General features: G+C 38.9%; 15 protein-coding genes. 4 read left to right on the top strand and 11 right to left on the bottom strand.

The window, feature by feature from the left end; all coding sequences use genetic code 11:
* Positions 1 to 133: 133 nt before the first annotated feature.
* The 3 genes from EHS13_RS04160 to EHS13_RS04150 all read right to left on the bottom strand — a co-directional run bounded on the left by EHS13_RS04160 (position 134) and on the right by EHS13_RS04150 (position 4,933).
* Positions 134 to 862 (bottom strand): Fic family protein, encoded by a 729-nt coding sequence (locus EHS13_RS04160; RefSeq protein WP_155699158.1) that lies wholly within the window; start codon positions 860 to 862, stop codon positions 134 to 136.
* A gap of 578 nt (positions 863 to 1,440) precedes the next feature.
* The gene (mcrC, locus tag EHS13_RS04155; RefSeq protein WP_155699157.1) at positions 1,441 to 2,487 is read right to left on the bottom strand and encodes a 5-methylcytosine-specific restriction endonuclease system specificity protein McrC; all 1,047 of its coding nucleotides are present in this window, start codon (positions 2,485 to 2,487) and stop codon (positions 1,441 to 1,443) included.
* Positions 2,474 to 4,933: an AAA family ATPase gene (locus EHS13_RS04150; protein WP_155699156.1), complete on the bottom strand. Its 2,460-nt coding sequence runs from the start codon at positions 4,931 to 4,933 to the stop codon at positions 2,474 to 2,476. Before EHS13_RS04150 ends, mcrC begins: the two co-directional genes overlap by 14 nt.
* A gap of 528 nt (positions 4,934 to 5,461) precedes the next feature.
* Between EHS13_RS04150 and EHS13_RS36585 the strand changes: the two genes are divergently transcribed.
* The gene (locus EHS13_RS36585) at positions 5,462 to 5,680 is read left to right on the top strand and encodes a CopG family transcriptional regulator (protein WP_155699155.1); all 219 of its coding nucleotides are present in this window, start codon (positions 5,462 to 5,464) and stop codon (positions 5,678 to 5,680) included.
* A gap of 84 nt (positions 5,681 to 5,764) precedes the next feature.
* Here the strand turns inward: EHS13_RS36585 and EHS13_RS04140 are convergent, their stop codons facing one another.
* The 7 genes from EHS13_RS04140 to EHS13_RS04110 form a co-directional block, all read right to left on the bottom strand.
* Positions 5,765 to 7,240, bottom strand: coding sequence for a restriction endonuclease subunit S (locus tag EHS13_RS04140; protein ID WP_162462948.1), 1,476 nt, complete (start codon positions 7,238 to 7,240; stop codon positions 5,765 to 5,767).
* The gene (locus tag EHS13_RS04135) at positions 7,234 to 9,267 is read right to left on the bottom strand and encodes a type I restriction-modification system subunit M (RefSeq protein WP_227013779.1); all 2,034 of its coding nucleotides are present in this window, start codon (positions 9,265 to 9,267) and stop codon (positions 7,234 to 7,236) included. Before EHS13_RS04135 ends, EHS13_RS04140 begins: the two co-directional genes overlap by 7 nt.
* A 535-nt stretch (positions 9,268 to 9,802) precedes the next feature.
* Entirely contained in the window at positions 9,803 to 11,260 is a 1,458-nt protein-coding gene (rlmD, locus tag EHS13_RS04130) for a 23S rRNA (uracil(1939)-C(5))-methyltransferase RlmD (RefSeq protein WP_155699153.1), read from the bottom strand.
* Positions 11,261 to 11,331: 71 nt separating this feature from the next.
* On the bottom strand, positions 11,332 to 11,562 hold the full coding sequence (locus EHS13_RS04125; protein WP_155699152.1) for a DUF3934 family protein: 231 nt from the start codon (positions 11,560 to 11,562) through the stop codon (positions 11,332 to 11,334).
* A gap of 421 nt (positions 11,563 to 11,983) precedes the next feature.
* Positions 11,984 to 12,907 carry a diacylglycerol kinase gene (locus EHS13_RS04120; RefSeq protein ID WP_155699151.1) on the bottom strand — a complete coding sequence of 308 codons (924 nt, stop codon included), beginning with the start codon at positions 12,905 to 12,907 and terminating at the stop codon, positions 11,984 to 11,986.
* A complete protein-coding gene (locus EHS13_RS04115; protein WP_155699150.1) occupies positions 12,908 to 13,690 on the bottom strand; it encodes a sirohydrochlorin chelatase in 783 nt (260 codons plus the stop codon).
* A gap of 11 nt (positions 13,691 to 13,701) precedes the next feature.
* Positions 13,702 to 13,992 carry a YerC/YecD family TrpR-related protein gene (locus EHS13_RS04110; protein ID WP_155699149.1) on the bottom strand — a complete coding sequence of 97 codons (291 nt, stop codon included), beginning with the start codon at positions 13,990 to 13,992 and terminating at the stop codon, positions 13,702 to 13,704.
* Between the two features lie 195 nt (positions 13,993 to 14,187).
* On the opposite strand from EHS13_RS04110, the gene EHS13_RS04105 reads away from it, so the two are divergent.
* Entirely contained in the window at positions 14,188 to 14,664 is a 477-nt protein-coding gene (locus EHS13_RS04105) for an aminotransferase (protein ID WP_155699148.1), read from the top strand.
* Here the strand turns inward: EHS13_RS04105 and EHS13_RS04100 are convergent.
* The gene (locus tag EHS13_RS04100) at positions 14,643 to 17,651 is read right to left on the bottom strand and encodes an EAL domain-containing protein (protein WP_155699147.1); all 3,009 of its coding nucleotides are present in this window, start codon (positions 17,649 to 17,651) and stop codon (positions 14,643 to 14,645) included. The genes EHS13_RS04105 and EHS13_RS04100 overlap by 22 nt on opposite strands.
* 129 nt (positions 17,652 to 17,780) lie before the next feature.
* On the opposite strand from EHS13_RS04100, the gene EHS13_RS04095 reads away from it, so the two are divergent.
* Both EHS13_RS04095 and EHS13_RS04090 read left to right on the top strand, forming a co-directional pair.
* Positions 17,781 to 18,320 (top strand): RNA polymerase sigma factor, encoded by a 540-nt coding sequence (locus EHS13_RS04095; protein ID WP_155699146.1) that lies wholly within the window; start codon positions 17,781 to 17,783, stop codon positions 18,318 to 18,320.
* Positions 18,313 to 19,320 carry a hypothetical protein gene (locus EHS13_RS04090; protein WP_155699145.1) on the top strand — a complete coding sequence of 336 codons (1,008 nt, stop codon included), beginning with the start codon at positions 18,313 to 18,315 and terminating at the stop codon, positions 19,318 to 19,320. The genes EHS13_RS04095 and EHS13_RS04090 overlap by 8 nt, the downstream gene beginning before the upstream one ends.
* Positions 19,321 to 19,331 lie beyond the last annotated feature (11 nt).

Genomic DNA, 19,331 nt, shown 5'->3' with positions numbered 1-19,331 from the left:
AAGCAGCCCATTAAGATGACCACTATGGATAGGGATACTTTTATTATAAAACTTTGAGAGAGAATAGAGCTCACAACCGTATCGGCACCAATAAGGTTAAGTCCAGTCCCCCAGCCTTAAACGAGATCTAACTCTAAAAGAGCCCTCTATCTTTCAGGGATTGCAGGGTATTCAGAACAATCTCTTTTTGCATAAATCTAAGTTGACATTTTTCTAGTACCTTAATGAAACCAGTGCGATCTCCAGATATCTGGGCGTTACCCAACTCTTGACGATATTCCATAACATATTCAGTATCCACTACAATCGGGATAATTCCATTTTCTAGACACTGCTTTAACATAATGAACCTGCCAATTCGTCCATTCCCATCTTGGAACGGGTGAATTTGTTCGAACTCCACATGAAATTCTGCAATATCAGGTAAATATTTATTACTTAATTCCCACCGATAAAGTAAATCTTTAATCCTCTCTCGAACTAGGGTCGGGGGAGTTAATTTGACAGGGACTCCTAATATTCTATTGTCGTATATCTTCCAAGTTCCGGATAAACCTGCTTCTTCATCCTTTGTACCTTTTTTTAGAGTGTTATGGAACTTGAGCAATAAATCATCTGTGATCGGTTCTTCTAAAGTGTTAACCATTAATTCGAATAATTCCAAAGAATTTGCAGTTTCTTTAACATCCTCTAACTCGTGTTCTCCAACAACGATTCTTTTATCTAATAACAATCCTAGTTGTTCCTCTGTAAAAGTACTTCCTTCCATCTTGTTAGAATGAAATAAAAATTCAACTTTTAAATAAAAATACAAAGAGTTTGGATACTTTCGCAATTCAAGCAAATGTTTACCTGTAATCATACGTTATCTTCTCCTCCAAACATACCAATCTTTTTAAAACTCATACTTATTGATTTGATTTTAACATGGAAGAAGCTCTATACCTAACCATTGTTTACTTAGCTACTTTTTTTCCATTCTTGGTCAGCAATCAAGTAGATATTCTTCGTTTCGTCCCCTATTTATACACATATATCCCCACTCATGGTAAAGGAAAAGGTAGTGCTGTGTATTCCTAAATCTTGCAGATCATGAATAAGAAGAGCCGCTCGGTCTCTTGCTTCCTCATCCTTGAATACAATCCATAATAAGACTTCGAGGGTAAACGGCTACGCCGTCCTTTAAGGGCTAGGCGTTTGTGATTTGCAAACAAAATATCAATAAACAAAAATGCTGCGAGTATTAAAGATGTATACATGCTATTTAGATTCTTCTTCAAGTCTTCTCCTTTGGGAAGTATCTTTACCTCTCCTATTAAATCACAATTTATTTACTCATTAAAACACAAAAAAATTACATAAAAACGCGACATTGGAGTACTTTCATTTGCCGTTTTTATGCACATTTTTAAACCAATACTGCAAATACTTCATGTTGCATCACCCACTCAAACCCACCAACTCAAGCAATCTTTGATGAATCGACGGCCAACTTGCAGATAGGTCGACGGTATAAATCTTTACTTCATGACCCGACAACTGATAAGTAAGACTGAGTGATTGATCTACCTTTGGATATAGCAAAGCACCCTTAAGAACTTTACTAGGGTTGCGTTTCTCTATGTTCCTCAGATAGGAGTAGATCTGATATAGATTGTTACTCCTGATCGTTTTATTTCCAAATCTTCCCGTAGAGAGGGTGGTGCCATAGAATTTTGTATCGATAATCCATTTAACATGATCTTTATCAATGGAGATATCGGTCCTCATTATCGGCAAGTAAGATCCCGGGGTATTCGTATCTTCATCCCAATCTATTTTCTCACTATGCACCCAATAATCCTTAAGTTCTTTTTTGTAAAAATTCCTCGTGAATTGCTCAAACAGTTCAGCCATCTTCTTGTGATCTCGTTCAAAATCAGAAAACCGACAGGTTCCATCCTCTTCGTTTACCAGTAAACCATGATAAATTAATCGACATATCTGCAATACAAATCCGTAATGCCTATTATTACGATGGACCTTGGCTTGCTGGAATACAGAATCGTTAAGCTTGATAAGTGATACTTCTTGAAAATGATTATACAAACCAGCTATTCGTTCCTTGTGAGAAACGTTTAACTCCTTGACCTTGAGAAGTAAATGCAACGTTGATTTCACAATTCGATTATGAATTAAGTTCGTACTTAACTCATCATAACTGATGACCATCTTGCTTCGGAGATGAGTCAGTGCACGCACAGAGGGAGCAAATTGTAGCTTTCCCCGAAGCGTTGAGCTCTCCTCCTCAATAGGGTGATACTCCCGGTACAACCCTTTTTTTAGCATGGATGAAACACGATCGATCAGGAGGCGAGTAAATAGATCATAGATGTCCTTAGCATCCTCCTGATCTGCATTCTGCTGTTCACTTTCGTCAAGTCGGTCCCAAGCATAACAGAGCATATAATAGAGATTACGAATTGGTATGCGACTAGGCTCTTTCAAGAAGATTCCTCACTTTATCTTCGTCATCGAACCAATACTCCCGAAGTAAGGGTTCCACTTCAAGCTTGAGAATTCTTCTAAACCAAACTTCCTCATCCATGATAGTTTCATATGGACAGAAGTAACTGTGTCCGATTTCGTATCCTTTTCCCAAGTTGACTCGATCCTCTGTGATTTCCCTGTTAATCTCATTGAGCGAAGTAACGATTTTCTGGATAAAGCCTTGGCTGATACCTTTGCTCTGCAGAAATTCCTTAAATGAAACAGTCCCAAAAGCTGGCTCGATAGAGACAAATGCAAATCTTCTTCTCAGTGCATAATCTACCAATGCTAGTGAACGATCCGCCGTATTCATCGTTCCTATTAAGTAAAGGTTGACAGGGATATAGAATTGTTCACTATCATCCGAGTATGTCAATTTAACTGAGTAAGCTTTGGAACGTTTATCACTCTCAATCAACATCATGACTTCGCCAAATATCTTGGATAGGTTACCACGATTTATTTCATCAATGATTAGATAGTAATTATGATCAGGATCCTTCGTTGCCTTCTGACAGAAGTCATAGAATATCCCGTTCTTGAGAGCGAATCCACCACTGACTACAGGCTTATAGCCCTGAATAAAATCCTCATAGGAGTAGGATTGGTGAAACTGAATCATGCTGATTCGACTATCATCCCTCACACCGTTGTGATAGTAAGCTAGACGTTTGGCCACGAATGTTTTCCCTACGCCTGGAGGACCTTGCAAGATTAAATTTTTCTTGAATGTAAGGGCAGCCTTTATTTCTTCGCTTTGGTCAGCGGAGAGGAATACTTCCTCAAGTAATTGTTCTAAAGAATATGGTGGAGCATCATCTGGACTAGGTGGCTCTACGCCCGTTATTGTTACAATTGGATTCTCTATTAGTACAAGGATTTCCTTGAGGTAATCCTCATAGGGAGTGAGGTTAGTCAATGTCTTCGTTGCAAGCGTGGATTCATCTATTGGGGAGAAGTTCCAAGTCCCTATGGACAACCATTCCACCGATCGAACAGATTTATAGTTGGAACGCGCTAGGTCATATCTGTAATCAGATGTGATTTGCCCATAGGCAATGATAGTGCGTTTACCTTTCTTAATAATGACGTAATCTCCAACCTTCATATCTTTGACAAACTGATAATTGGCAAGTGCAACATTAGTAGGATTATGTGGTACATTGTGAAGTTCCTTCAGTTTGTCTGTGATCTCCTGCTTGGATTGATACTGCTGCAGATCTCCAAGCTCACTCCAGCCAATAGCAATAAGATTATTATCTCGAAAGTCTTCCCATTGATCAGAATTTTCCCCTGCAGCTAACAACCAGTGCTGAACGTTTGGTTCATTTACTGGTACAGCTTCAACTTTCTTCCCATAATTGACATATAAGAAACTAAAAAACTGATCGATTTCCAAATATATAGGCAGCTTTGTCTGTTTTCCCACGATCTCTATATATTTCCCAACAACATCCTCTTTCTTCAGACAATTTTGAAACTTGATGAACTTATCTGCAAAAGAGTCTCCACGAGCATAGCCCGGATCAAATAATAATATATTCTCAACTGCAACCTTATCCCGCTGATTATAGAAACAATATTCATCTGGGAATACACTACCGATAATTTCACTTACAGAGCTATTACCAATACCAAATAATTTATATTTCTCATCCGTTGCAAACCTTTTCATTCTCTCTGCAAGCGGAGCCTTATCATACAATAGATATTGAAAGCTACTACGATACTTTTCAATGGGTCCATTCATATTGCCCAATGCTTTTCCACGAGCAAGCGGCATACTAACAAATGCGTTGATATGTTTACCTAATCCTTGAAAGTCAATCCATTCCATTACCTTCAACCGATTAGGATCTTTAAATGTCTGAAAAAAAGTATCATTCTCACCAAGAAAATCACAGCTCTCAAACCATTTAGCAGCTTGTTTTCGAAAAACGTGCAAATACTTTTCCAAATTCGACATACTGGATTTCTCATTTAATAGACCTGGAGTTTTCCATAATTCTAATAAGGTTTCATATTCGTTATCAGTAAGCTTATAATTGGTGTTCTGGTTAATCTTGAAAATGGGTAGTATAGACGTCTCTGGCCAGTCTTTCAGCTCGTAGCGATGAAGCATTCCCAATTCTGGAGATATCCGTTGCTCTTGTAATCTTAATTGTACGGTCCAACATTCTCTTTCCTCATCGTATTGCGGCAATCCCGCAATATGACTCAATCCAATAACACCGCCGGAATTCTTCTGGTCTCCATCTGATCTCCAGATGAATACCGGATCGTTAATCTGCATTTCATCCTTAAAATGCTTTTGGCGTACATCCCACTGAAGTAACACATTTTCATGTAAATAAGTATCTATATCGAAATGTTTAGGGTTCCCTTGAAAAATCCAGTTGCTCACTTTTGTTCCTCCTTGTATTTACTTTATTTATCAATATGTTTCGAAGATGTTGTACCGCACATGCGTTTTATAAAATACTCTTACAAGATATTATAATAATCCTTATTCTAGTCTATTATAAATGGTCCTTAGTCAAATTGTGCATAATTATTCCAGATTAGAGATTATTCAACGTTTAGTTATAAAACCCTTTAAGGGAAACATTCAACTCGGCTCTAAGACAGTACGATGCTATCAATTGAGCACCGTCCTTCATGTCTTGCTTTTTTGTAAATCCATTCTTTTTTCAGTTCCTCTAACAATGTCCAAGACTCTTTCATTGTACGATATTAAGCTCGTTTCTCTTTACTCAAATTCCGGATAAAGAAACTAATAAATATCAATTTCTACAGTAAAGCATGATGGGAATTCCACTTATATAACACTTTCTTTCAATCTAAATAGTTAGATTTATTTCTATTCTAGCATATCAATACATATTGGTATTCACTAAAGAATACAAATTGCAATATTATAACAATACAATCTATGGCTATACCATTGATTGAGGTGACTTACACGAGCAATGATGAATTTATAATTACACCAAAAGAAGATAAATCGTTAACGATTTGGATAGGAATTGAAAAGCAAATGCAGGATCAACTTATTAATAAAAGCAACCGTTCTCGTAACGAATTAACTAACTTGGCGTTAGAATACGTATTGAAACATGGTAAGTTTATTAATAGTAATGGGATTGAGTAGTAATCTATTTAAAATGCAGAAGAACCCAAGCGACTATGATGTCGATTGGGTTCTTTACTTATAGACTTAAATTTAGTTTTATTTTCAATCTTTTTTATTAATTACTTCATCATACACCATATTAATTGCTCTTTGCTCTAATTTATAGGCTTCAAACCTATTACTGTTTGCTTCTAATATTAAATTATTAATTTGTAAAAACTTATTATCATCATTGATAATCGGTATTTCAATTTGTCTTACATGAATATCTTCCACATGATCCTGGACTGACCCATATATAAATCTCTCAATGATCTTTTGACCATAAGGCGAATTCAAGAAGGAATATAAATAACCTGCAACTTTATTACTACTTGGAAATATCCTAATCAAATCTTCGCTAGCAGACCAGCCTTCCCAATGTTTTGGAACCAAGGCTAATTTCCCAATTGTTCCACTTCTAGATATTAGTATTGAATTTTCCTTTAACAACAATTCATTTTTCAATCTTTCAGTGTGTTGATTAAATGATAAATATTTATCAGCTGATGGTGCAAGTTCTGTAATTTGCTTACCACCAAAAAAGGCAGTTCCTTGACCTTCTTCAACATAAATACGTTTAAATCTCCCCGGTAAGAAAACAGCTTTACTTAATCTCTCATCGCCTACTTTAATGACTTCTTTACTATTACTATGAAGATGAGTAAGTAAAGCATCAACTATAGGTATATGATTTGAAGCATCTATTCGTAAATTTAAATCACTTAATTTTACCGAGTAGCTTCGCAACTTTTCTGTACAATCAAAATAATCTTCCCCCATCTCTTCAATAGGTGGTAGTTTTAGTTCCGTAATAAGGATACTTTCAGCCTCTTCAATTAACAAATTAGACAGATCCCTTAGTTCAAAGGATTTTATTATATCATCGTGAATTTGTTTTTTTATATTATCCGGAGGATTAGGTATCGGAATGTTATCCAAATGCTCTGGTTCAATATGAGATATTACCGCTCCATAACTATTTGTATTTAAAAGTACCTTTCCTATTTTAGTTTTTAAAAAAGCATAGGTATATCCGCAATCATATTTAGAATGAAAATTAATTCGAATTAAATCATGACTGAATATTTTATTATCTAAAGAATCACTTACAACTGTACAGTTTCCAATAGTACCAGAGCAAGTTAATAATAATTGTCCCTTTTTCACTCTTAGTGATTCAATATCAGTATTAGTCTTTTCTGAAATAAAGTTAGTAGGTTTTGGATTAATCTCTGTAACTTGAGATGGTTGATAAATAGGATAATCCGATTTTTCTACCCAGATTCTCTTAAAGCGTGCTCTATGATAAGCATCCGAAAGTCCATTTTCTCCAGAAATAGTAGTTAATTCCCATTTACACAAACTTAGAATTGATCTTACGGTTTTCCCTTCAATATCGTAAACACTTGCTTCTAATCTAAAATCTTTATCTACTATATTTGATAATCCTACTGATGACCACCTAATCTCTTCATTTGGTAAATTAATATTATCTTGAATATATTTAAATTCATTCTTAAATACATTATTCACCATGTAATCCCCTCTAGTTCTTTCCATTTTCTAAATGTATTTGGAACAAGATCTGTTTGATCATCAATTAATTTTATCATCGCTTCCGATTTTCCACCATTTTCATCTTCTGAATTTTCACCCATATCATCTACCAGACTTGACTCAGGTATTAATATTTCATTGCCATATGCATCTCTTTTAAATGTTGCATTGCCTCTTTTATCATGTCCAACTTTATCTACCATTGCCATGAATATATTATAATCCTGCATTTGCCCACTTTTTTCTTCCTGATCAACTTCTTCTCGCGTCTTTTTTTGAAGAAATAATACTGATGTTTGTGTACCGTTCCTTGGTTGAAATGTATCTACATGCAAATCAATACTTGATATAATAATAGTGTTTTTTATTAGCCATTGACGTATATATGCTAATCCAGGAGAACCTAAAATAGAATCTGGCAATACAATTCCCATTCTTCCACCTTGTTTTAACAGTTGCCAACATCTCTCAATAAATAGTTGCTCGGGTGGAACCGATGATTGAAGTCTATTTGTTTTTACCCAGCCTTTTCCCTGTCTTACCCAAATATATCCTAGCTCAAATTGTTCAAGAATATGTGGGTCTTTAATTGGTATTTTACTACCAAAAGGGGGATTAGTCAGAATTACATCGAAATAACCTATACTTTTAGAATTCCTTAATTCTGATGGATCTATTTGAAGTGCTTCAGCTAGTTTCGTTTTAAACTCCTCGGTCCATTCATGTGGAGGTAATAATGAATCATTCCTAAGAATGTTGCCACTTCCATCATTATTCATGACCATATTCATTTTTGTAGCTTTGACTAAGTCTGGATTTATATCAAAACCGTAAAAATTACTCGATGCTATTTCTGAAATCTTTTCCTGGTAAATCTTTATCTCATCATAATTCCATTTAGAGCTTGACTTTCCTAATGCAACTGTAAGTTCTTTATCTAATTGTTTAATCACATAATTCATTGCAGTAACAAGAAAACCTCCAGTCCCACATGATGAATCTAAGACTTTTTCATGCATTTTAGGCGCTATCATTTCAACGGTCATTTTCATTATATTTCTAGGTGTGAAAAACTCACCTCTATCTCCACGTAAATTTGCGCCAACCAATTCCTCATATGCCTTACCCTTTATATCGATATTTGTATTCAAGAGACTATATTTTTGTAACTCACTGACTATATAAGCTAGACTTCTAGGCTGTAAATTGATAACATCATTGGCTTCAAATATTTTTCCGTACTTTTTTTTCACACCTTCAAATATTTTCGATATTCTTTTTTTTACTGTTAATTGTCCATCTGGATTTGACCTCTCAGCAGAGGTTGTATAAAATTGCAATGGATGTGGCAAATTTCTTTCATCCTCTATCTTGCAAAAGATAATTTTTAAAAACTCAAAAAATGCAGGTTGTTTTTGCAACCCATCAGTAATGTAAATATGATTATGACAAGTTTTAAATGTAAATAAGAGATTGTCTACTACTGCGTTTTTTAATGTATCCCGCTTAGGTCTATCTATATCTTCAATTGAACCAAAAGCAGATGGTATATCTATATATTCTTCAAATATTATATGTCCATTATTAATTACTTTTCTAAACACTTCTTTGCTTTTACCATTTGTCCACATTCCCCATTCACAATTCGGACATGCAGACATGTACGATTTTAACTGTTCTATCCCTTCCTTTTTATTGTTGATTTCAACTGCTTCTCTTTTACATTCAACAATAATTTTAATGTTCTCTTGAATAAACTCGGTACAATTCTCTGGAAAAATTCCAATATCAATTCTCGGCTTATTGGACCCAAGTTTTATTGTAAATTCAACATTAATGCGATCTCTAGTATACTTATGTTCGTTAACTAACCTTTTTTCAATTGTTTGCCTCACATATTCTTCCGGTGTATCATTTCTAAATGTTTTATCAATATAATCACAAATTTTACCTTCAGGAATAATTGGGGCTATATGAATATTAATTTCCTTCTCAATAATTTCCACTTTGTTTCCTCCAATTTAAAATGTATTTTAATAATCCAAATAACAACAAAAATGGAACCTATATTTCCGACACAATTGTCACTGCCCCCCAATTAGAAACATATGTTCTATTTTATATTTTTTATTTGTAAAAATCAACAATTCCATTTATAAAACACTTTACTGAGGATATTCCTACTCTGGCTAGAAATTAGCTTCGAATCTTTTTGTCCATTAATACTATACGGCTACCCTCATAATATAATCTCGTATATATTTTAATTATATCTATTATTAATGATTCGGTCTTAGCTATCTCGATAAAGTCTATTATAGAAATTGCATCCAATTCCTAAAATACAAATAGAATTTTATCATTATTCAACATTTATTTTGCTTGTTTACTAAATTCATCATATCAATATTAGCCAAAATAGTATATGCAATATTTAAGTCTATATTTGTTTATTATATTAATAACTAATTATTAACTCTGTTATTATTAGCAAATAATTAATACGATGTATAATAACCCCTATTAGTTTAAGGATTAGTGTTACAAATTACTATTCCTCACAAGTAGTACAACCGCCTCCACATGAACCGTGTGAGGGAACATATCCACCGGCTGAGCCTCGGTGACAACATACCCGCCTTCGACAAGGCGGGTGAGGTCACGCGCGAGCGTGGCGGGGTTGCACGAGACGTAGACGATGCGCTTGGGGCGCATCTCTAACATTGTCTCGAGCAGCTCCGGCTCGCAGCCCTTGCGCGGCGGGTCCACGACGATGACGTCAGGGACGATGCCATCCGCACGCCACGCGGGAATGATCTCCTCTGCTTTGCCCACGGCAAAGCTCACGTTGCGGAGATCATTCAGCTTCGCATTGCGGCGGGCATCGGCAATCGCTTCGCCGACGATCTCAACGCCGTAGACATGCCGCGCATTCTTCGCAAGAAAGAGCGAAATCGTCCCAATGCCGCAATAGGCATCGATGACAATTTCATTGCCGGTTAAGCCGGCATAGTCGAGTGCTTTTTGATAAAGCACTTCGGTTTGAATTGGATTAACCTGATAGAAGCTGCGTGCCGATATCTCGAACTTGATATCTCCGATATAGTCATGAATGAACTCAGCGCCCCACAACACACTTGTGCGATTACCAAATATAACGTTGGTTTTCTCGCGGTTCACGTTGTGGCAAATGCTTTTGACATTCGGTATTTTATGACGAATCTTCATGATTAATGTTTCAACATGAGGTATAGTCTCACCGTTCGTTACTAACACAAGCATCATTTCGCCTGTGCGAACCCCGATTTTCACTACTACATGACGCAATAAGCCTTTATGTGTCGCCTCGTCGTACGCAGATATCCCCATTTCCCGGGAAATAGACTTTACTCGACGAATTACCTCATCATTATTCTCGTGCTGGATCAAACAGGTATCCATATCAATAATCCGATGGCTGCCTTGAGCATAAAATCCACCAACGAGATTGCCATCCACTTGAGCAATAGGCACCTGTGCCTTATTGCGATAACGCCACGGATCCGACATCCCAATCGTAGGATGGACAAGAATCCCTTCTTCCCCTAACTTAACTCCCTGTCCTTGGCTTCGCTCTTCCCCTGAATGCCGAACAGCCAACTTACCAATCCGCTCCAAGCTATCGACTACCATCTGTCTTTTATATTTAAGCTGCCCTTCATAACTAAGATGCTGAAGCTGACAACCACCGCATTGCTTATATATTGTACAAGGAGCTTCAACCCGCTCCGGACTCACTTTAAGCACCTTAATCAGCTTGCCGTACCCAAACTGCTTCTTCAGCTTCACGACACGCACAAGCACCTGCTCGCCTGGCAAAGCACCATGAATAAAAAGGGTAAAGCCGTCTACACGGCCCACCCCTTCGCCTTCGTGTCCTATTCCAATAATGTCCGCAACATACTCCCCATTCTTCTCGACGGGAATGATTTTCGTATCACGTTCATCTTTAACCTTCATCTTTAAATCCTCCTGATTGCCTAAGCTGTTCTCATTCTCTAGCTAGTTGTTTACTCTTAGCACTTTTTTCTTTACTCTTTACTCTTTACGTTAGGATTGAAATCCATATTATTAGCCGTATTGCCGCTAGACGCATGAGAATCCTTAGCGTTTACTCTAACTTCTTTCTTAGCCTTCTCTGTAACCGGTCCTTTAGCTATAACGTTGTCCTTGCTATTATCTCTAACCGTGCTTTTCGTACCCCAGCGAGTCCAACCTTTTTTGTCCGTACCTCGCCCTGTTCCACCTTTTGCCTTAGCCATCTCAATCACTCCACTTTTCCCCTTATAACAAGAGGGACTTTTTCAATAAATTTGTTTCTAAAATACTTGCGAGTTAGCAAGTAATTAGGTGCTTTTAGAGCAACTAATTTCTTAAGAGTTGTTTAATGATTAAATTTAGCTGCCTTTAGAGCAACTAAATGCTGATATTATCAGTAAATTAGCTTATTTATCCCAATTAGCTGCCTCAAAAGCAACTAATTCCAAAATACTTAGTATCCCATTGATTTAGTTGCTCCAAAAGCAGCTAATTCCCCGATGTACAGCACCCAAGCAACATCAGCGAAATTAATCCCTCTAACCATTAACCCCTTAAATCATCTTCAACTCGTGCTCTTGTTTCCGCTTTGCCCGCTTGTATTGTTAGCTCATTTACTCTTATCAATCTTCACTCTTCCCAACCTCAAAACCCATTCTTACCCTTATATGTGGAATTGCCTGTTTGGTCAACGATGATGTTAATATGCGAAGGAAGCATGGAGAACATGCATGGTAAGGTGCCGCCGAATTCTCCATCCAAGTTGATTTGCACGTAATCGGGCGAGGTCACTTGAATGCTGTTGGTTTTGAAATAGATCATGTTCGGGTCATTGATATGCTCACCACGCAGTGCTGCACTGGCAACACGGATAAACTCGACAAGGTTGCACTTCTTAAGAATGAATACATCAAATAGTCCGTCGTCCAAGCTAGCTTCTGGAGCCAATTTCTCAAAGCCGCCAACAGAGTTGCTGTTAGCAATGATGAACAGCATGACCTGCTCATGGAGATCCATCTCTGGTGATTTAATGTATACCTCGATTGGGCGCAGGCGCGGGAGCTTCTCAAGCCCCTTCATATAGTACGCCAGCTGGCCGATCATGGTTTTCATCTTGCTGGGCACCTCGTAGGTAAGCTCTGTCATCGAACCCCCACCGGCAATGTTGATAAAATACCGCTGATTGACCTTGCCAACATCAATGGGACGCGCATATTGTTCAATAATGATGTCGCATGCTGCTTCCCACCTGCGTGGGATCGAAAGCGCACGCGCAAAATCATTGGTTGTGCCCAAAGGCATTATGCCCAGAAGCGGACGATGCGATTTCTCTGCCATCCCGTTGACCACTTCGTTTAATGTGCCGTCTCCACCTGCAGCAATTATAACATCAAAGCCGCGTTCCACGGCATCCGCAGCAGCTAGAGTTGCATCGCCTTCACCGATTGTGGCATGTGTTGAGGTTTCCAAGCCGCCGCGCTCCAGCCTTTGGAGTATATCTGGCAGCTTTTTCTTCATTTCCTCGCGCCCGGAGGAAGGGTTATAAATCAGTCTTGCTCGTTTGGCCATCTAATTACCACCCATTTTTCCTATCATCTGACGAATTTGCTTCTCCATCCATCTAGAAATGAGTGGGTGCGGAAGCATCGCCTTACCATTATATTTATATATGAACCCTTGCATGCGCAATGGAATGACCTGATTTGTGAAATAACCCTCGCTCAGGAAAAGCGGCGCGACAATAATCGTATGTTTTGGCTTTTTTAGAGCCCATGTCTTCATTTTACGCTTCACTTGATCAGGTAGCAACATTGCCACATCAACTTCATCAAAACCGCCGCGAAGCTTCAAGCGGGCAGCCAGTAATTCGAGACCTTTGCGCCAGCGCAGGTGAAAGCCCTTCTCCACACTGCCATGCCCAATTAAGAGTACAATTTCATGATCGGGCTGCTGGGATAATGCTTGTATTTTGCTATATATAATTTGAGTAATTTCCTCATCATCATCGATCGGTGAGCCAAAATGAATCCGAGCTTGAATCACTAATGGAACCATATCTGTTTCTAGATTAGGTTCCGGGATAACTCCCAAAGCATAACTTATCTCATCTATATGCGTACTGCCCGAGGAAACGAATAACGGAATGACCAGAATATCCGTCACGCCTTGCTGCTCTAAGCTGTAAATGCCATCCTGAATAAGTCTGCCTTCAATTAGCTCTAGATAAGAAGAATAGATCGGTATAGATATATCTGAATCTATTTCAATAGCAGCAACCGCTTGATCAACCAATTCAACCCATTCCGCATTGCGCGAGCCATGGCTGATGACCAGAACGCCGTATTTAATCATGGGAGCCCTCTCTAACGGTCTAATCGTTCTAATGATAATTTATAGCCATCATTGCCATAATTTAAACAACGCTTCACACGTGAAATAGTCGCAGTGCTTGCGCCAGTTTCCGCTTCGATCTGATTATAGGTACTCCCTTTACGCAGCATACGAGCGACTTCCAAGCGCTGAGAGAGAGACTGAATTTCATTTACTGTACATAAGTCGTCGAAGAAAATATAGCATTCCTCAACATCCTTTAATGTTAGAACAGCTTCAAATAATTGGTCAATCGCTTTATCGTTTAATTTTTTCAATTGCATCCGTCTTCAAACCTCCAGTTAATCTTTTCATTATGCTAAGCTTTCGACATTTTGCCGAAGAATCCCTGCTTTACTTTAGTAAACTTATCAGCTTTTACGTACTAAAAGCAATAAAACCTACAAAACCGTGACAAACGTCCAATCCAATCATTTGCCTACATCATAAATTATAGTAAAAAAAGGATTGTGAATCCAGTGAAACCAAATGAATTCAATAATACACGCCAAGATCCCTTCTTCTCCGACGGTTTAGTTCAGCAGCAGCCCTATTATGGTGCTGGCTTTCAAGGGCAGCAGCCCTATCCCGGTGTTAGCAGCTTTAATGGCTTTGCTCCAGCCGCACAATCAACGGCATTAGCCACACCCGCTGCTTCTACCGGCTTATTAGCTGGCTTACCCTTTAATATGACTCAAGTCAAAGGGTTTATTGACCGGATGGGTGGTATTGATGGGGTAATGGGGCATGTAGGCCGCATTCAAAAATTCATTCAGAGTATGCAGCAAATGGGACCGATGCTCAAAGTATTAATGGGGTCATTCGGCTCTAAGGCCAGCACGGCAGCGAAATTAGATGGGGATGGATTGACCTCCGCTGGTCGGCGCAGACGCAGATCTACACGTAGAAAAACCATTAAAGCCGGAAAAAAGAGCTACAAACGCAGATCCAGATGAGTAAGCGATAAGAAGGCTTCAAATTGCTCGGAAGGAAGCGGAGGACTTGTATAGAACCCTTGCATATAGTGGCAGCCTAGCTCTCTTAATAATTCATATTGCACCTTCTGTTCAATGCCCTCTGCAACCACTTCAAGCTGTAGGCTATTAGAAATAAAAATAATCGCCTTCACGATATCCAAATCACGATGCTCCAATGTCATTTCCGAAATAAACGATTTATCTATTTTGACCATACTGATTGGCAGCTTTTTCAGAATCGAGAGGGAGGAATACCCGGTACCGAAATCATCCAATGAAATTCGGATACCCATGGCCGTAAGCTCCTTCAACATATCAATCGTGGCTTCTAAATTATCTATAATGGTACTCTCCGTAATCTCGAAGATGAGATAACGGGGGTCCATTTCTGTTTTCTCAATAATCGCTTTCACATTGGCTACAAATCCAACTTGTTTAAGCTGCTGCCCGGAAATGTTTACAGAGATCTTGATCGGCTTATATCCTTTAGCTGTCCAGCGTTTATTCTGTCTGCAGGCTTCTAATAAAACCCATTCGCCAATCGGGATAATCTGTCTGGTATCTTCTGCAAGCGCAATGAATTCCAATGGAGAAACTATCCCGCGTCCTGGGCAGTCCCAACGCAGCAAGGCTTCAGCGCCATACACCATACCTGTTTGCAAATCGATCTGAGGCTGGTAGTAAAGCACAAACTCATGATTCTGCAAAGCGGTTTGCAGTTGATTCTCCATATGGATGCGCCACATGGTTTGCTCAATCATATGCGGTGAGAATAGCTCATATCTGTTCTTGCCAGCTTGCTTTGCTTTAAACATCGCAATATCCGCTTTCTGAATCAGCGTATCTGCATCCTGCCCATCAGTCGGGTATAGGCTAATCCCAACACTTGTCGTGATTCCCACACGCACGGCATCACAGATCATCGGCGTCGAAAACTGCGAGGCAATCGATTGAGCAAACTCTTCAACCTCCCGCATATGCTCATACGGATAGATCAAGACAAATTCGTCCCCGCCAAAACGGGCAATTTGCTCATTCTGATTTACCAGGGCTTTAAGATGTTTAGCAACATGCTCTAGTAAACGATCTCCCATTTGATGGCCGTAGGTATCATTTATTTTCTTAAAATGATCCAAATCTAGAACCAGAATAGCAAATGGCTCATCCTGACGCAGCTTAACTGCGGTTTTAATAACCTCATAAAAGCTCAACCGATTAGTTAAACCAGTTAAGCTATCATGATAAGCCAAATTATGCATCAATACCTCAGAGTGCTTCCGGTCCGAGATGTCTCTTACAGAGCCTATCATTCGAGCCGGCTTTCCGTGCTCATCGTATAAAACCTCTCCAGAGGCAATCACCCATACATATTCTCCATCTTGTTTACGCAACCGCAATTCAATTTCAAAAAGCGCTTTTTGCTGCAAATGCTCGAACAACGCTGCCTTATAGCTCGCATAGTCATCCAGATGAATAATATTTTCGAACAAGCTTGGAGTGGAAAGCCCTAATAAATTAAAAAAGCTTTGATTCCATTTTACGGCATCTGTCGTCATATCCCAGTCCCAAATACCATCATTCGAGGTACGTGATACGACCTCCAGCTGTTCAGCAATTAGCTTGAACTGCAGGCTTTGCTGTCTGACCGCTTCTAGAAGCGATTGCCGTTCTAAGGCATAAGCCATCATATCGAGATAATGGATCACCGTCTCTCGAGCCACTACTCTATTCGAATAGTTCATAAAAGCTGCTCCCAAAGCTAGAACGCACCAATTATTGCCCTCCCCACGAAAAGGCAGCATATAAATCATTTCACTGCTTCCTGCACTGGATTCATACATTTGCAATTCATCTGGTGGAAACTTTTCCATTTCAATATTCATTACGTTTACTAATTCATAGTTTTCATGAAAATGATAGAATTGATTGATCTGGAGCTTCGGAGAGCCATTCTCTTTATCATTCCATAAGCCCAGACAGCCCCATTGGAAAAAAGGCGCCAGAATCCAGCTTAAGTCCTTGATGACGTCAAATTTATAATTCATAATAAATTTATTGAATTCGTAATTGCTCTCAAACTTATGCGCTATTTCATCCTTAGTAATTAGGGGATCCATGGCTCGATCTTGTGTTTCCTCAGGCTCCACACACCCGCAGGAAGCGCGGACAACTAAATCACATTCGACTAAATAAGGATTTGTTAAACAGGGAATATCACGAATTTGATCAAATAATAGGTTAACCGCACTTTCTCCCAAACGAGCAATATTCTGATCTACACTTGAAAGCCTTGGATGGCTGGTTTTCCCTGCAATCGAATTATCGAAACCAATCATCGCGAAATCCTCTGGAACTCGATAGCCAAGCTCTGTGAATCTCTCTATCATACCCACGGCATTCAAATCTGTTCCTACTATAGCCGCTCTGTAAGGAAATCCTGCTTGAATGATGAGGTCAGCCGCACGTCTGCCACCCATAACTCCATAGTCGTTGGGATCGATCACATGATCCGGATTAAAAGCAATCCGATGATCTTCAAGAGCTTCACGATAACCCTTAAATCGCAAGCGCATATCATCTAATTCCATATAGCCCACGAATCCAATGGACCGATTACCGTGTCCCACCAAATGGTGAACGGCCCGTTTAATCCCACCTTCATTATCACAGAAAATCATCTGGCCGTTTATATGCAGCGACGTAATATCCTTGGCGATAGTTACAATCGGTTTTTTCACTTCAGCATGCAGGTATTGCAAATAATCATCTGTGACGGCATCCAACAATACAATCCAGCCATCGACTTGATCCAGTGCAATAGGACTGTCATAATTCTTCCCAGCTGAACGAATAGCTATCAATCTAGCATCATAGCTTTGAACTGTATTTTGGATCGAGCTTGTAATATCACTAAAATAATATCCACCTAGAAACGGAGACAGCAAGCCAATAGTTGTTTTAGCCATCGTGTAAGCCACCTCCTAATTTCCAAATCAATTACTAAATGATACCATTTTAGTAATGAAGGCGCTATCATTATCATGACTTGGAACTTATATCCATGTGATAAGTCTATTTAAGTGAGGAGTGATTAAATGGACTTGGATTATCTGGAGCATATGAACACAATCGAAATACCGCAGCTAAAAGATATCATGGAGTTCTATGGGGAGGATATTTGGAATTACGCTTATTTTATTACTAAAAATCACTCGCTTGCTGATGATATTGCTCAAGAGGTGTTTTTTAAAGCCTACAAGCATATAGCTACCTTTCGTGGAGGATCCAGCTTAAAGACATGGCTGCTCAAAATAACACGAAATACCGCACTCTCATTTCTGAAGCTCGCTTTTGTCCGCAAGGTTAGCTTGGTAGGCTTCATTTTCAATAGTGGAACCTCGCCTTCGCCAGAATCACAGTTTTTTGCGCAATTTCAGCTGGATGAGATGTGGAGCATCGTAATGAGCTTACCGATTAAATTTAGAGAAGTTCTCATCTTGCATGCACACTACGAATTATCTATGGAAGAAATTTCAAGCACCTTGGACATATCTATTGGGACCGTTAAGTCTCGCTTAAATCGCGCCCGCTCCAAATCAATAAAGCAATTAAAGGAGAGAGAAATCTATGAATAACAATGAACCAGATTTCGATAGTTATATCACTCATCGCCCCTTTGCCAAACGGATGTTTACAGAGTCACTTATGGATAAAGTGGAGATGAAGATTAAGGCGAGCGAGGTTAAGGCTAAACGAGGCTTACGCAATTGGGTTATCGGGACTGTTAGCTTAGCTGCTATAATCTTGGTAGTTTTGTTCGGTAATGATTATTACAGCACCAATAGTTTGGATGGGGCTGATGGCACTGGGACTAGCGAGAAGTATTTTCAAACTGCAAATTATCGGATTGCTCTGCCTCAGGACTGGGAAGCAAAGACAACAAATGACGGCGGTCTTATCATGACTCAAAAAAACCAAGAAGTAGCTAGAATAACAGTTATTCCACTTGAACAATCAGAATCTCTTTACAAGGAGAACCAGAAAATCGCTATAAAAGAAGGACTCCTACCCGATTCAAAATCTAAAATCACCTATTATATGACATTAAAGAAGTCAGGTAATCAGCAAGAGACGCATTATTATTTAAGTTTCGCCAGTGGAGGAGTCTTATATGATTTGTTATTTGACTCCAAAGTAGCAGCTTCCACGAGCTTGCGGATTGCCAAAAGCTTCGTCACTCCACCTGTTTTTTGGAAAATAGAATATCGAACGGTACCTATTCCCATGCTGGCAACAGTAGAAGGGCTTGAGCAAACGGATCAAATCTTGAATGGCCTTCGTTTAAGCGGAGATCAGTTTCTAACAGACATAAGCCCCCAAGATAACAATATATTTTTGAATCCTAGAGACATTTATAAAACCTACTACTACAGAATAAAGAGCTTCGAAAAAGCCTCCGAGAAGCTTGCCTATTTGCAAAAGGGCAGCCAAGTTATTATCCTTGCAGGAAATTATCAAACAACAGGCGAACCATCATTTTTAGGTTCAACCAAGCTCTATTATAAAAAAGGCAACGATTTCTACGATGTAGATGACGATTCCAAGTATCCTTATGCCATTCCAGCTAAAAAATAGATAAACAAATG

It is taken from the genome of Paenibacillus psychroresistens (assembly GCF_009728935.1).
GTDB lineage: Bacteria > Bacillota > Bacilli > Paenibacillales > NBRC-103111 > Paenibacillus_AC > Paenibacillus_AC psychroresistens.
Note: the sequence above shows the minus strand (reverse complement) of the source record. Positions and strands in the feature narration are given on the sequence as shown.